This is a genomic window from Paenibacillus oceani (assembly GCF_014705615.1).
GTDB lineage: Bacteria > Bacillota > Bacilli > Paenibacillales > NBRC-103111 > Paenibacillus_AB > Paenibacillus_AB oceani.
Genome location: NZ_JACXJA010000035.1, coordinates 74,940 through 90,080, shown reverse-complemented (window position 1 = coordinate 90,080; position 15,141 = coordinate 74,940). Strand labels below are relative to the sequence as shown.

The 15,141-nt window shown below is 57.0% G+C and carries 11 protein-coding genes; 2 read left to right on the top strand and 9 right to left on the bottom strand.

Annotated elements, in window-relative coordinates:
• Positions 1–119 precede the first annotated feature (119 nt).
• Positions 120–281: a hypothetical protein gene (locus IDH45_RS23445; protein WP_190930562.1), complete on the bottom strand. Its 162-nt coding sequence runs from the start codon at positions 279–281 to the stop codon at positions 120–122.
• 261 nt (positions 282–542) lie between these two features.
• On the opposite strand from IDH45_RS23445, the gene IDH45_RS23440 reads away from it, so the two are divergent.
• Both IDH45_RS23440 and IDH45_RS23435 read left to right on the top strand, forming a co-directional pair.
• On the top strand, positions 543–1,079 hold the full coding sequence (locus tag IDH45_RS23440; RefSeq protein ID WP_190930561.1) for a pyridoxamine 5'-phosphate oxidase family protein: 537 nt from the start codon (positions 543–545) through the stop codon (positions 1,077–1,079).
• 63 nt (positions 1,080–1,142) lie between these two features.
• Positions 1,143–1,886 (top strand): YggS family pyridoxal phosphate-dependent enzyme, encoded by a 744-nt coding sequence (locus IDH45_RS23435; RefSeq protein WP_190930560.1) that lies wholly within the window; start codon positions 1,143–1,145, stop codon positions 1,884–1,886.
• A 76-nt stretch (positions 1,887–1,962) separates the two neighbouring features.
• On the opposite strand, the gene pdxR is transcribed toward IDH45_RS23435, so the two are convergent.
• From pdxR to IDH45_RS23395, 8 genes are all read right to left on the bottom strand, one after another.
• Entirely contained in the window at positions 1,963–3,396 is a 1,434-nt protein-coding gene (gene pdxR, locus IDH45_RS23430; protein WP_190930559.1) for a MocR-like pyridoxine biosynthesis transcription factor PdxR, read from the bottom strand.
• Positions 3,397–3,922: 526 nt separating this feature from the next.
• Positions 3,923–4,969 (bottom strand): hypothetical protein, encoded by a 1,047-nt coding sequence (locus IDH45_RS23425; RefSeq protein ID WP_190930558.1) that lies wholly within the window; start codon positions 4,967–4,969, stop codon positions 3,923–3,925.
• Complete coding sequence (locus IDH45_RS23420) at positions 4,951–5,826, bottom strand: caspase family protein (protein ID WP_190930557.1); 876 nt, start codon at positions 5,824–5,826, stop codon at positions 4,951–4,953. Before IDH45_RS23420 ends, IDH45_RS23425 begins: the two co-directional genes overlap by 19 nt.
• 42 nt (positions 5,827–5,868) lie before the next feature.
• Entirely contained in the window at positions 5,869–8,136 is a 2,268-nt protein-coding gene (locus IDH45_RS23415; protein ID WP_190930556.1) for a hypothetical protein, read from the bottom strand.
• A gap of 30 nt (positions 8,137–8,166) precedes the next feature.
• Positions 8,167–10,467 (bottom strand): hypothetical protein, encoded by a 2,301-nt coding sequence (locus IDH45_RS23410; RefSeq protein WP_190930555.1) that lies wholly within the window; start codon positions 10,465–10,467, stop codon positions 8,167–8,169.
• 13 nt (positions 10,468–10,480) lie between these two features.
• Entirely contained in the window at positions 10,481–12,673 is a 2,193-nt protein-coding gene (locus IDH45_RS23405) for a hypothetical protein (RefSeq protein WP_190930554.1), read from the bottom strand.
• A gap of 54 nt (positions 12,674–12,727) precedes the next feature.
• Positions 12,728–13,327, bottom strand: a complete 600-nt coding sequence (locus tag IDH45_RS23400) for a hypothetical protein (protein WP_190930553.1) — start codon at positions 13,325–13,327, stop codon at positions 12,728–12,730.
• 2 nt (positions 13,328–13,329) lie between these two features.
• Positions 13,330–15,141, bottom strand: a complete 1,812-nt coding sequence (locus IDH45_RS23395) for a hypothetical protein (RefSeq protein ID WP_190930552.1) — start codon at positions 15,139–15,141, stop codon at positions 13,330–13,332.

The window sequence follows — 15,141 nt, the reverse complement described above, 5'->3', positions numbered from 1 at the left end:
CGAATCTACCGATACCCGAATTGTAGCACGAAAAAAACGGTTTCTCTTATGACTCTATCGTTAAAACGTTTCTTTCCTTGGAGAGCTGAGGCATACTACGAGATTTCCGTATTCACTTGTTAGTCGTTTATGATCGAGGCGTCTACGATGAGATAATAAACCTGTCCATCGTTGCCGAAAACGACGACCCGACCTGCAAGATCGTAATCCATGTCATTGATCTCCTCTGGCAGCAGGGTATGCAAGGTTTGATTTTCTTTAGCTAGAACGTGGTAAGCCATCACTGTCGTCTCCTTTTTCTGCTGTTTCTACAATTGTAAGGGGAGGAGAGAGCAGAGGGCAATCCAGCGGATTTTGGTAAATCGGCCGCATCTCACAGAAATGGATAGGAGCGAATATTGAACTCACAAATCATGATCAAACTTTAGGTAACCGTGTATTGCAAGTTATGGATTGCACTAACTCGGTAATTTTGGATATTCATATTCATTCCAATGGCCGATAAACTTACAATATACTTCCATACTATAGGAGTGGTGATCATGGATAAGGTACGCTACAAAATTAGAGAAGTATTGGACAAGAGTAAGATTGAGACCTTTCTGCAGCAAGCTCGAATCGGGCATCTTGGATTGGTGGATGGTCATCGGCCGTATGTAGTTCCGCTCAATTTTGTTTGGACGAATGGGAAGCTTTATTTCCACGGAGCCACAGGCGGCAGAAGAAATCAGGTTATGGATGCGAATCCGGAGGTCTGTTTTACGGTTTGCGAAGAATACGGAACGATTACCGATCCGGTACCGGCCAAAACAGATACGGCATATATGAGTGTAATGATCTTCGGTAAAGCACAACCCGTCGCCGATCTGGACGAAGCTACACATATGCTACAAGAAATGATTCACAAGTATGTACCCGGTTATTATAATCGGCCGTTACCCCAGCAGCACGTAGACAAATACCGATCCGCTGTATTCGGCGGTCCGGTTCAGGTGTACCGAATCGATCCACATCATATCACAGCCAAAGAAAATCCGATTGAGGAAGAAAAAATGTTCAAACCGGGTAAAACCGTTTAATTGTACTTACTTATTAGTTGTGGTTTGAAAGATAGCAAGTACGCTGCAAAGAAGGTAGGAGAGATGGATCAACTAGTCGAAGAGAATCTCAAAACCGTAAGGCGGCAGATGGAATTGGCTTGCCAAGCCGCGAGGCGCAGGATCGAAGACATCCGATTGTTGCTTGCGACCAAAACGGTACCGTTGGAAAAATTGCAAATGGCCATACAAGCGGGAGAGACATTATTTGGAGAAAACAAAGCGCAGGAGCTACGGGACAAATTTCCGCTAATGCAGCAGTACAATCAGGTGGAATGGCATTTCATCGGACATCTGCAAACCAATAAAGTGAAAGACGTTGTCAAATATGTTACGCTCATTCATTCCGTAGACCGATTGAAATTGGGGCAGGCCCTGCACCAACAGCTCGTCAAAGAGAACAAAACCATGGATATTCTGGTGCAAATCAATACGTCCTACGAAGAAAGTAAGTTTGGTGCTTCTCCGGAGACGGCAGTGGAGCTGGTGGAGCAATTGTCCCTGTTCGAAACGTTAAACGTGAAAGGTTTAATGACGATTGGAAAGCTAAACGCAACAAACGACGAGACCCGTCACTGCTTCCGCTTGTTGAAATCCATACAAGCACAAATCAGGGAGAAAAAGTTTCCGCGTGTACAAATGGACATTCTCTCGATGGGCATGTCCGGTGATTTCAAGGTAGCCATCGAAGAAGGAGCTACCCTGATCCGCGTAGGAACAAGCGTATTCGGCCAGCGGTACTTGCCGGACAGTTATTACTGGAACGAGAATGCGCGCCGGGACGATTAGGTGGGAGGCAGGAGAACGCATAGAGGGATGACCGCACGAATGGAATGAAAAACAAGCAAACTCAGGCGGGATGCTTCTAGGATAGAAGTATTCCCGCCAGACGATGAATGCCTTCTTCAATAGCTGCTTCATCTACTTTAGCAAACCCCAGTACCCATCCTTTTCGATCGCTTTCCAAACAATACTCGCTAAGCGGATATACCCGGATTCCGTTTTCGAGCGCCAGGTTCGTCACGTCTTCTTCCTCGAACGATGGATCGGCTTCAAGAAGCATATGCAGCCCCGTTTCTACACCGCTTAGTGTAAAGCGTTCACTCAGACCTGTCGTGACGATGGCTTTCGTCATGGCTTCGTGTCTGCGCCGGTACACATTGCGAACCCGTCTCATATGGCGCATGAAATGACCATGTTCGATAAAATGAGCAAGCGTTACTTGTTCCATGATCGGAAGATGGCGATAAGTTAACTCGTGAACTTGAGCTAACCGGCGAATGGCCTCCTTGGGACCGACGATTGCAGATATCCGAATACCCGGAGCAACCATTTTGGAAAAACTCATCATATATAACGTGTTCTGAGGCTGCTGACTGAATAAGGTTGGAAGCGGATCGCCGCGATATCGAAATTCGCTGTCGTAGTCATCCTCTACAATCCAGAACCGCTGCCCGACGGCCATGTGCAGCAATTGTTGCTTGCGAGGTTCCGACATCACAAGTCCAACCGCACACTGGTGCGATGGGGTAACAAACACAAGCTTGGTCTCAGGGTGGATACGATCGACGCATAACCCGAATTCGTCGACCGGAACGGAAACCACTCGCATACGCCGGTACTTCATCGCCATCCAGGCGGCAGGGAAGCCGGGATCTTCAACCGAAACCGTATCTCCATCCTGTAAAAGGGCTTGGGCGATTAAATCGATGCTATGTTGTGCTCCTGAGGTCAGCAGGATTTGATCGGTATTTACATGAACGCCCCGTTCGAGTGACAAATAACGTTGGATCTGTTCCCTTAGCGGCACATATCCGTAGGGATCGCCGTAAGCCCAACTTTCCAGGTCCGTTTCTGCGGAGGCGTGTAAAAAGGAATGTCTCCAATTCTTTTGAAAATGTTCGTCTAAATAAGGTTCATGAGGGCTGAAATCGATTTCCACTTTTCGTTTGTCTCCGAACCAACTGTGTAAACGGCCGATTGCAGCGTTTAACAACGGCAGTTCAGGGGGGAAGGGGCCTTGTGGCGCAGCCTCCTCCTCTTCTGAAGGACGAGTCGCATATGTCCATTCGCTTACTCTTGTCCCGCCGCGACGAGAGGTTACGGTATACCCGCGACTGAATAATTCCTCGTAAACAATCTGGATGGTGGATCGGGAAACGCCTATCAATAAAGCGAGTTCGCGAGAGGGGAGCAGCAATTCTCCCGGCGGCCATTTTCCGGTAGTAATATTATGGATCGCTTGGTCCAGCAGTTGCTGCCAGATGGGGCGGTTGTCGTCCCGGTTTACGTGTAGCACTCAGTCGCCTCCGATGTTTCTACAGGTATTATGGATTGATGGAAATATAAATTACGGGTATAAATTTGCAATCCATTGAAGGTTATCCTATCACGGCAGTATTTGCTTTGCAACAAGACAGAAGTGAGATCCCATTTATACGTTGGGCGAAAATTGAGATTCGATAACAAACTGGCGAAGCGGCGGAAACCAAGAAGAGTTTGGCGGGAGCCATGCATCCGGGCGAAACGGTGGCCTATTATGAAATCTGGGGAAAAGTTTGTTGGTGATGAGCGAAAGAAATGGCCGGGGCGTGTATAATCTATAGATCAAAATAACGGCAACTTTCCAAGTGATGGATACGTTAACCAATAGGGGGACAGCACGAAATGAGTCGTAAAAAAATGGTGATGGAAGATGACTTGGAGCAGGCCGAGGGGAAGTCGTTCATGAACGTTGTTCTTGATGCGACGATTCCCCTATACGCGGACCTATAACGTGCGAGGAGAGAAATTTGCCGGGCACCTGCGGCACTCAGGACAATAGCTTATGGGGGAGGCCTCAAGCCGATATGCAACTGCGGCGGGACGCCGGGGGCGGCGACAAACGATAACATGCCGTGTCGCGTGGGCGGGCGTTTATGCTCCTGGCCGGCTAGCGGCGCAGAGACGGCAGCATAATACCGGAGCGGCCAACCGCGCCGCTCCGCGACATCCAGCAGCCGCCGCCGGACGATGCTGTCGGGACCGATCACCGTGCGCGCCAGGCTGAACAAGGAGAAGACCGCAGGCAACTCACTGGGCCCGGGTTTTACGGACAAGCTGAAGCCGGCTCGTGTGAAGGGCAGGCGCTGCGCGGCGGAACGGTCGGATACCACCTCGACAAGATCGAGCAAATCCACGGCTTGATCGGCCAAACCAGCGCGACCCATTAGCCGGTGGACTTCCCACGGCTGCAGGCCATCGGCGCGAAAATAGAACTCAAGGCGGCCTGTAGCGACATCGAGGCCGATCATGCGCAGGACCGGAGAGCGGGTCGTCAGCAGCGGCACATGGCCCAGCGCGTCCCGGATCCAGGAGTCCACGGCTGAGGAGGCGCTTAATGGCGCTTCAGCGTACAGCTTGAAGGCATCGCCCTCGAGACCGTGCCTTCCGCTGATCCAGGTGCCGTATGCGAGCCGCCCCATAGACTGGATATACCGCAGCCGTTCGATGTGCGGCTTCAGAAGATCCGGCCGGTATCCGGCGGAATCTTCGCCCGCCAGCTCGGCGATAACGTCTAGCACCCGGTCCAGTCGGGCGGCCGGCTCGCATCGGGGCCCCGCGAACTCAACCGTATAACGGATGGCATCGCCGGTCGAGGTAAACCCGAGTTCGACCGGATAACCGTCGGCGGTCAGTGGACTGAATCGCCAAGCGGCTTCAGCGGAGACGCCTGCCAGCAGCCGTTTCAGCGCGGCAGCGGATCGGGCGGCCGGGAGCGGAGATTCATGGCGATAATGCTCCAACGCCTGAATCAGCGCATGTTCAGGCGCCCGCTCCGGCACATGGCCCCGCTGTCGATCCGCCGTCCGGTCTAACGGCAATCTTTCCATCCCATCAAAAATTCTTCTTCCATCCGGTTCTGCTGCCCCCGGATCTGCGGCGTCTGGGACGGACCGGCCAGCTCATGGACACGGGCGACGAGCCGCTGGTGGAAGCTGCGATGATCGATCAGGAAATTGCTCTGGTTGACCAAGTCCAGAAAAGATTGGGTGAAATAGCCGTGGCTGGACGTCTCGCCGGCATATTCATTCCAACGACAAGCGGCGAACAAAGTCGATTTGGCCAGCGGGATGAACAGTTGATTCGGGTCCTCGTTCATGCAGAGCAGCCCGCCCGTTCCTTGACTCACTTGGCTGACGTTATTGGTGTACGCCTGCACGTTCGGTACGGTCACGCCGAAAGGAATGACCTTTTGCAGCGTGGCGATCAGGTTCTGGATGAATTCGTTCGCATAACGGATGGAACGGATGACGGCCGGATGCTCGGTCTCTTCATGCATGCCGCCGGAGTGGCAGCTGTCAAGAATGATGGTGAAGTTTACGAGCGACGGCTGCAGACTTTCGGCCGCGGCCGCCAAATCCCAGTCGGTTATGAAGGAACCGGAATAAGGAATGATCGTTTGGTAGCTGGCTCCTCCGCTGATCGGATGCAGTCCGCCGTGACCGGCGAAATAAAAGCAGGCTACATCCCCCGGCTCGGAGATCGATAGCATGTAGCGAATGGCTTGGCGGATATTGGACGAGGTGGCGGTATGGTCGGTATAAAGCCAAACCTGGCTCGGATCGAATAGGAAGGCGTCTACCAGCAGGTGATACATGGCCTGGGCATCTCGCACGCATCCGCCCAGGTTTGTGAAGCCTTGGACGGAGTAATTGTTGACGCCTACGACAACGGCTCGTTTGGTCATGGCGGTTCCTCCTTGGAACTGAACTGGATTTCGAATTCGGGATTACGGTCCTTCCTGCACCGGGATCAGCGTCTCGGCGGTTTCGGCGAACGGCACGCGGCGCATCGAATTGTCCGTGCCGATAAACGTCAGCTGGTAGCGGAACGTTTTGAGCGCCGGATTGAGCAGGGCGAGAACCAGTTGGACGGAATCGGACTGATTGCCCGCCATTTTCAGCCGTTCCTCACGACGATACTGGTGCTCCGGATCGTCGTACACGACATCGATATACACCATTTTGATCTTCGCGCTCTCGAACAGCGGAATGAACTCGATCTTGATCGTGCCCGGGAACGGATCGTCTACAGGAATCAGCGCAGCTTCACTCGTCACCGGCTCCGTCTCTCGGGTCGTCCCGTCCTTCAAGTGATGGACGAACCGGTAGGTGTAGCTGCGAAACGTCCGGTCATCCAATCGCAGCTTCCAAGTCAACGCTTCCAAACTTTGCGTCAGTACAAGCTGCTTGTTTTGGGCTGCGCCTCCGGGAGGCCGATAAGCCAGGTGGACGTCGATGGAATCGACGACGCCCCAGTCGACGCTCGCAGGCCGGATTTGTACTTCCAGGAAGCCGATGCTCTCAAAAGGGTTCAGCAGCAGCGTCCGGTCCTCAATGCGGCGCGGGGGCAGGTCATAACTCATCCGGCTGCCGTCCCAATCCGACTGCGGATTGAAATGGTATTGGACGGAATATTCGTAATCCGTATCGAGCCGCTCGTTCATAAATACCTCGAACGTTTGCGGGGCATTGCGGGTCTTGTCGAACACGAAATCCTTATGCTTCAAAGTCGCCGGGTCGGCCGCATTGCCGTAATTGAGGGACAGGTGGGCCGAATTCAGCCCGATGCGGTCAAAGTCGATCAGCGTCTCCGCCTGAATCGTAAATACGCGGAAGAACGGGTCGTCGAGGTCGACCTCGACGAAATGTTTGCCCCGCTCCAGGTCCGCAACCAGCAAACCGAAGAACCCTTGAGGCGCATACGTACGCTGGGTCGCCTCGGAGCGGTCGTAGACGAGCTTGATGTGCTTCCGCTCTTCTTGATGGACGAACCGCAGCTTGAACGACACGAGCGCCGGGCTCCCGATGCCGCCGGGAGCGGAGGCCACGCCGGCCGGAAGGTTGGAGGCGCGGCTGGGCGGGACGCTCACGCCGACGGCGGCAGGCGATGCGGGAACAGCGGAGGCCGCCGGGAAGCCGGTGCCTTCCGTCGGACTTACGCCCGCCGCGGGTGTCGCCGCCGGAGGAGTCGGGTTGTGTCCGTCCGCGGTCTCGCCGCGTCCGGTTCCTTGCGTCGGGCTGACGGCTGCCCGAGCCGCCGCTCCGCCCGCGGTCCCGGGGGCAGGCGTGGCGGGCGCCGCGTCCGGACGCGGCGGCACCGGAGTCGCCGGCGGTCGCAACTCGTTGCCGCGGCGCAGCACTTGATCCAGCGATTCGGGCTGGACGGCGCCGCCCGCGACCTGGCCAGGCGTCAATGTAGGCTCGAACCATTGCCGCAGCAGGTTCTCCTTGAAGAAGTCCAACGCCCAGCGCTCTTTTTCCTTCTCGTCTTCCTCGCCCGTAAAGTCAACCACCTTGATGTGAATTGCGCCGTCTTGCACCAGCTTCTCGAACGCCGCGTCGATCCCGGCGCGAACGAAATAAACCTGCGCCTCCAGGCCCGCGCTCAATTGATTGTACACGCGCTCCAGATCGGCGGTGATCTCGACGTTCAGCGCCGGGCGCATCCCGGTGAACTTGAGGTCGTAGATGACGCCCACCGGCTGCGTGCCTTGGGCAAACGCTTTTTCCAATATTGTCGCGCCCTCTTGGCTCAGGGTCAGACTAAAGGCCGCGGTGTTCTCTCCGTGGAGCGAAGGTACCGACGCGCCAAGGATTTTCTCTACGGCATGGAACGAACCCGGGCCGGCCGGCTCCGTAGCGGCTGTACCGCCCGCACCTTGTACATTGAGGGCGATACATTGGACGGTCCCTTCGTCGAACGGGACGGCCGCTAGTTTGGGCCGCTCCTTGGAGAGGGCCCGCAGCTTGGACAGGATGCGGCGCTCCAGATCGGGGTCGAGCCGCAGGTTGACCTCGAACATCAAGAAGCCGCCGCCCTTCGCTCCGGCGGCGACCGCCGCGGGTTTGTACTTGATGAAGGTGAAGGCCGCCCGGCCGCCCCGCCGGGCGAGCTGGACCGGGCCGGGCAAATACCAGAATTGGCTCGGGTCGGCATGGTCGGGGAAGATCGTGATTCCCTCGACCGTAATCGTTCTGCTGCCGAGTAGTAACATGTGCTTTCCTCCTTCCGTAGTTCGGGCCGTCTATTTGAGCGGGACGATGATCTCGTCTTCGTCGCTCGGTTTCCAGTCGACGGTCTTGCTGAGCCCGTTCGTGAAACGGCGGACGATCTGATAGCGGTATTTCGTAAGGCCGCCCGCGGCGAAATCGTATTCGAAATGTGCACGGTCGGTACCGGATTTGAGCGTAAACTCGTCCTCGAATATCAGACTGCGCTCCGCGTCTTCGTATTTGGCCTTCACGACGATGTCGCGAAGCTTTTGTCCGGCGAAGTCGCCCGACTCCGGACGAATGGTCACGATCTTGTGGCCTCGCATGTCGTCACGCAGGGTGATCCGCCGCTGCAGGGTGAACGACTCCGGAATGTCCGCCACCGTCCCGTCCTTGTAGATGACCGTCACCCGGTAGCCGACTGTCCGCCGGTCAGGGTCCTTCAGCGCGACCAGAAAAGTCTGAGTGGACGTGACGGCGCTGTTGAATTCGAACGAGGCTTCCTGGACGATGTCGTGCTCCGGGTCTTCGTACGAGACATCTACGAAGGCTCGGTCGACCTTCGTCCAATCGAACACCGGGACGATCTCCAGCGTCCGCTTTTGCGGGAAAGGATCGCGGATCGTGAGCCGTTCTTCGTCGGTTTCGATCCAAGGCATCTCGACATCCCGGTGGTCGACCGCCCGATAGATCAGCTTATACCGGAAACGGGTGAGGGCCGGGTTCAGAACGAACATTTTCCAGATCGTCTCCGTCACGTCTTCTTTTTTCAAGAGGTAACTGTCCGCCTGGCGAATCCCGCGCTCCGGATCGGCGTATTGGAGCTGCACCTCGATGTGCGAATAGCGCTCCCAAGGAAAATTCAGTGCCTGAACCGGGATCGGCACGAGGGAGTAGAGCTCCCGCGGATTGATTTCCAGATACTCGCCGGTTTCCGTCATAGCAGGCGATTGCAGTGTCACCGGCCGTTCGGTCCCGTCTAGGTCCCGGAAGTTCACCGTGTAACGTGCGGTCACGTCTTGGCGCATCGCCCCGCCTGCGAGGAGGCTGTTCCACTCGATATCCGCCGTTTTGGTCGCCGCATCCAGGACCGCACTCTTCGTCTGTCCGCCGTAATCCAGATGTACGTGGATCGAGGCGATCTGATCCGCAGCGTAATCGGCCCGGGAGATGACCTGAAGCTTTCGTCTCGCGAACCACGGATCGTCGAGATCGACCGAGAGGACGAAGCGGCTCAAATCGATTCCCGGTTCGCGCAGAACACGGAACAGACCGCTCAGATGACCTTGGGGGTAAATCGTCTTTTTGACCGTCGTCCGTTCCCGGATATTGAAGTCCAGCCGCTTGCGGTCGATGCGGCGGCGGTCGATTTTGCGGTACGAGAAGCCGACGAGCGCTCCCCAGCCCCCGGTCACAGCCAGGGCCGAAGCGGTTTTGGCCAGATGCTCGATTTTGTCCCAAGCATCTTCCTTGGGCTCGACCGGATTCAGACTCGGCTCGAAAAAGGCTCCGGTGAGCATGTCGCGGACTTCGTCCACCGCTTGGTCGCGGCGGGCCATCAGCTCCGAATCCTCGCCTTCCGGCACGAAAGTGTCGACCTCGAGCACGATCGTCCGATTATCGATTAGCTCATCGATAGCCTTTGTGATCTCCGACTGGTAAAAAATCGTGTCGGTGCCGAACGAAGTGTCGAAGTGTTTTTGAACCCGGTCCCAGTCGATATTCAGCCGAACCGAGTACGCAGGACGGAGTGCCAGATAGTCGAGAGAGAAAACGACGCCGATCGGGGACATCTCGCCCTGCAGCGCTTTTTTCAGAATCTTGACCCCATCCTCGGTTAGCCGGCAGGAGAAGGCGGCTTGATTGTCGCCGTAGAGCGCCGGCTTGGCGTGATGGCTGAGCTTCAGCACGAATTTCGGACCCGTTGCCTCGGTCGGATCGGTGGCGGCAGGGCCGGTCGGGGCCGGAACTGCCGGTACATCGCCGGTCTGCTGATCAAACAGCATCAGCTTCACCGTGCCGTCGATGAGCGGGACCGGCGCCAGCCGGGGAGAACTGCGAAGATTCTCCAGCCGCTTGATCTCATCACGGATCTCGTCCAGCGCCTCCGGGTCGATACCCAGATTGACGTCGAAATTGAGGAATCCGCCGGTCCCGGCCGTGCCGCGGAACTCGATAACTTGGAGCTGCGGGACGAGCGTCCCGGTGACGGTATCGCGGATTTGCGTCAGCCGGGGAGGCCCTGGCAAGTAATACCATTGCAGCGGGTCCTCGTGGTCGCGGAACACCGTAACTTGATTAATGATGTGAAAGGGCGGCGCAAGGTAGAGCATCCGGCTTCACCTCCTAGGCGGGCATCTCGGGCAAGACGAGCGTTTTTTCCGAAGTCGTGGTTGCGGCGATTTTTTTTACCGAGCCGTCGGCCAAGAAGTACGACGCGCTCCAGTCGTAGCTTCTTTTCGTTTTGTCTTTGTAAGGGAAGCTCCATCTGAGCGTGTTGGCCGCACCTTTTTTGAACACCAGGTCCCCGGACTCATCGATGCCGTTCGCCTCGTCCGCATAATGCATCGTAACCTTGATCAGCTTCACCGCTTCGAAGTCCACCAGGTCCGGCATTACTTCGATCTCCTGATACAGGACGGCATCGCCCAGCATGATCGTGTTCTGATCTGCGGCAGTCTCCGGGACTTGCTGCACCGTTCCGTCCTTGAAGCGGATATTCGCGGAATAGGTGACCATACCGGCCGTTTCCGATACGACGGGGAAGGTCCAGTCCTCGAACGAGCTCTCCTTGGTCAGCGCCACCGAGTGCGTCTGGGTGTACGCGTTGGCGTCGTCCCGGTACTTCAAGTCGACGAAAATCGTATCGATGCGGGTATCGAAATCGCCGAAGCCGCGGACGTTGACCGTCTTGCTGGCGCTGAATGGATCGTCGATGAACAGCTTCGAGGACCCGCCGGTTTGCCAATCGTTCATGAACTCTTTCCCGTCGGACATATAGTATTTGACCCGGTACCGGTACGGGTTGCGCCGAGGCTGGAAAATCACCTGCACCCACCGATGATCGATATGGTCTTTGTCCAGCTTGAACACTTGCTCGATCGGGCGGATGCCGTTATCTTCGTCCGAGTACTGCAAGGTGACGAGCGCTTCCTGCACCTGATTGAAGTTCAGATCGCCCTGGGCGATGTCCACCAACAAGATGCCCGTATCGCCGACGTTGATGGTCAGATGTTCCTCATCGCTCTCGATTACTGGCGATTGATAGCGTTCCGAGGCGTTCTTGTAATTGACCTGATAGGAGTACTTGTACTTGTAGCTGTCGTTCGCGATATAGGTGCTGAACTTGCCGACCTCGTCCGGGGTTTTCAGAAGCACCTCTTTCACGCTGTGCTCGGCGCCTTGCTTGTATTCGATCTTGACCTCGATACTGTCGAGCGGCAGCTTCCCGAAGTCTGCGTTCGCACGTGTCGTGACGTTCAACTGCTTGAAGAACGGATCGTTCAGATCGACGACGCGGGAGAAATCCGCCCACTTGAACGGCTTGCCGTCCTTGCCGATCATACTGGTGATGTTCGGCAGCGTTCCGCGCGGCGAAGGGTTCCATTCCATAATTGCGCCTTCTTTGTAGGTACGGCGGAAGCTCACGACTTTGCTGACTACCTTGTCGATGTTGATGTTCTCGAGATCGTGCTCTTTGTACCAGGTGCTGGCGGCATTGGGGTCAACGGGCGGGATATCGCCCAGGATCATTTTGGCCACCCCGTCCTCCAGGTTTTTCCACGCCCACTCGCGGACCGAGCTTATTACTTTCGGGTCGGTAACTCCTCCGGGGTCGACATTTACGCCTCCGGAATTGGTTTCGGTCATTTTTTCCGTCAAAGTTTCCCGATAGCTGTCTTCCGACCAGAAGTTTTCCTCGACATCAATCGCCTGATGGAACTCCATGAATTTCTCGGCTCTGAACCATACGGTCGCCGTGATCGGAGGGAGCCGGACAGGCATCCAGAGGTCATAAGCCACTTGGACGACGCCGCCCTTGTCCTGAAGCGCGCTCTCCAGCAGCGTGGCTCCTTCGGCGGACAGTTCGACGGTGAAAGGCGTGATCATTTTGCCGTACAGAGACGGCGCGCCGGGGCTCGTGATCTTCTCGACGAAGGTGCCGGCGCTGTCCAGTACAGTGATGCTGGCCGAACCGCGAAGGAAGCTCATTTGGCCAATCTTCACCTGGGGTGCCGGCGGCTGCAGGCCCCGATTCCTCCAGTCTTGATCCTGCCGTTCCTGAAGGACGGACTGGATTTTGGTCAATTTGTCCTCGGGCACTACGAATTCGACATCGGCGATAAGGAATCCGCCGCCTTTTTTGCCATCCTGCCGGTCGATCGGGAAGCGGTACTTGATAAATTTGAACACGGGCTGGCCGTTATCGTCGATCCGGAACCTTGGCTGGCTCGGTATCACGTAGTAGGTTGATCTGTCCGCATGGTCCCTGTAGATGGTCAACCCTTCGAGCACTTCTGGCTTATCCCACATTAGCATCGCATTTTTCCTCCTTGAGATGTTCCTCGCTGATTCCCGAGCCTGCGTCGGGATTCAAGTGGGAATGATTCGGATGTGCCCTGTCCCGCTGCCATCGGGGAACCAGGCGCTTACGTCGGCGGAAGCCTCGAAGGGAATGTGTCCCTTCCCGGATCGGCGAATGCTCCCCCGATAGATGACCCTCACGCAATCCGGAGCGCCGTTAAGCGCCCTGGCCGCCTGCCGAGCATGCTCCGGTGTCAGCGCCGCGTTGAACAAGGCATTGTAGGGCGGATACCCGGAGGAGGGGGAGCACTGCACCTCCGTGAAGACGCCCGTCCCCGTCCCGGCGCCGATTTCCAGCGACACCCGATCGATGTCGGCCAGCTCCGGCAGAAGCCGTATGGCGGAGGGGGAGAGCCTCCGCTCCGGGTACCGCCTCATGATCTCTGTGCGCAGCGCCGCAATCGCCGGTTCTTCCGCCGTCCACTGGGCAGCGAACTGCAGACGCGATCCGGCTTCGCCCAGCCAGAGAATCAGCGAGGGCCGGCCTGTCGGATCGCGTTCCGGCATAGGGGAAGCAGGTCTGTAATAAAAAGCTTGAGGCTCGAAGGGATCCGCATAGCAGAGCACATTTTGAAATCGAAATCCGACCTCGTCTTGCCCATCGGGCATGTTCATTCACCTCCTCGCACAATCAGACGTTCAAAAGGCGACCTGACGTCGGACCAAGGTCCGGCTTTGCCATCGCTTCCCGCGTGCCGCCGATAACGATAGCCGGCATGGAAGGGGGAGGATGCAAAGTATGTAACCGTCTTCCGAGGCTGCTCCGGCGTCAATGCTACGACGATTATCGCTTTCTCCGACTCGGACCGTTCCTCCGGAAGCAAGTCGATCGCCACCAGCGGTGCGGTGTTCGACTCGTCAAGTTCGACGACGATTTCGTGCGAGCCGTACTCCGGGAACATGAACACCCCCAGAAGCTGCGGCTCGAGGGGGAGCGGTCCTCGCTTCAGCACCCGATCTCCTTTTCGCGCGCGGAACTCGTATTCGACGGTTGCGGAAGAAGCACCTGACGGGATCCCGATTGCCGATTCCGTCCGTCCTTCGTCCAAGTCGAAGGTCAAGGATTCCGTCCTCCCATCCTCGATCCATGTGATTCGTCCGTGAACGGAAGCCAGGTCCAACAATCCTTTGTCGGCGGCTTGCGGAATGAACCGGACGGGAAAATCGGCTGGCGTGAGATACAGCCGGTCGCCGCTGGCGGCGAGATATGGCCCGTCCAGTTGGCGGCTATTCCTGGAGTTATCCAGAATCGCAAACGTAGAGTATGTGTATTCCAGCGGTTCAGCCGGAGTAAGCTTCAGCCGGATGGCCGCCGTGTCAATAGGAGAGATCAGCTCGGCCGAGACGCTGACCCCCTGAGGCCGCACGGGCGGCCTAGGCGGAGCCCGCAACGTGACGCCGATCGCCGCGACGCCGGGCCGCTCTCCCGGGATATTCGCGGACACGTCGACTTGATGCAAACCGGTCGGCAGAGCGGGTACTACAATCGGCGGCGGAGCGATCGCTTCGATGCCGACCGAACGGATAGCTTGGCGGGCCGAATCGAAAGGATGGAGGGACAATACTAGCGGCCGCCAAGTTTTAAGCGGTTGGGACAAATCCCATTCCATTCGCCCACTCCCGCCGGTCCCGCTGATATCCAGTCCGGGCAGCGCCATATACCCGCGGCCGTCCGCATCCGGAGCAGCTGCGAATTCGCCAAACCGGGTCCGGACCCAATCCGTCAACGTTTCCGCTAATTCCATGGGGTCGCGAATGTCGCCCGAACCTTCACCCTCAACAGTTAGTCCGAGTTTGGACAAGTCTCCGCAGAACCGGCTCGTCAGCGCGTCACGGGCGATCCGGCCTTCCTCGTCCAAGCTGGCCTTCATCGCGGCATGGAAGCGCTCCGGATCTATGCGGACGCGATGGGGCAAGCGGGGAGCAATGCCTGCCAACTCCAGTTCGATCTGGGCCCGCATGGGCAGCGTCTCGTCCTCCAGCAGTTGCTTCAGCAACTGTGCTCCTTCGGACGTCAGCCGCAGTAAAAGGCGGGCGTTCGTAAGTCCGTTCCACCCCAGAGGGAGCGGGCGGGAGGCTTCCGCCGGCAAGTCTACGCCAGCCGGAGCTACCAGCCGGAGGCAGCCTCCAGTAAAAATCGCCGGTTCGAGCTCGGCGCCGGGTTTCCGTTCGCGAAGCAAAACGGAAGCGTTCTCGATCGGGCTGTGCGGTTTCAGACGCAGTTGAAAGATGCCGTATGGCGACGGAGGCAGCATCGGATTCTGGCCCCGGTACAGCTGCAGCCTCAGATCCGGCAACCCATCGGATCCGATGGCGATTTCCAGCTTATCCGGAGTGATGACGAAAGGTCCTCGTCCCTCGAAGGGGTAGTAGATGCGGGATTCGTCGCAGGGAATAGATTGTTGGAAGTCCAGTCGCCTCAT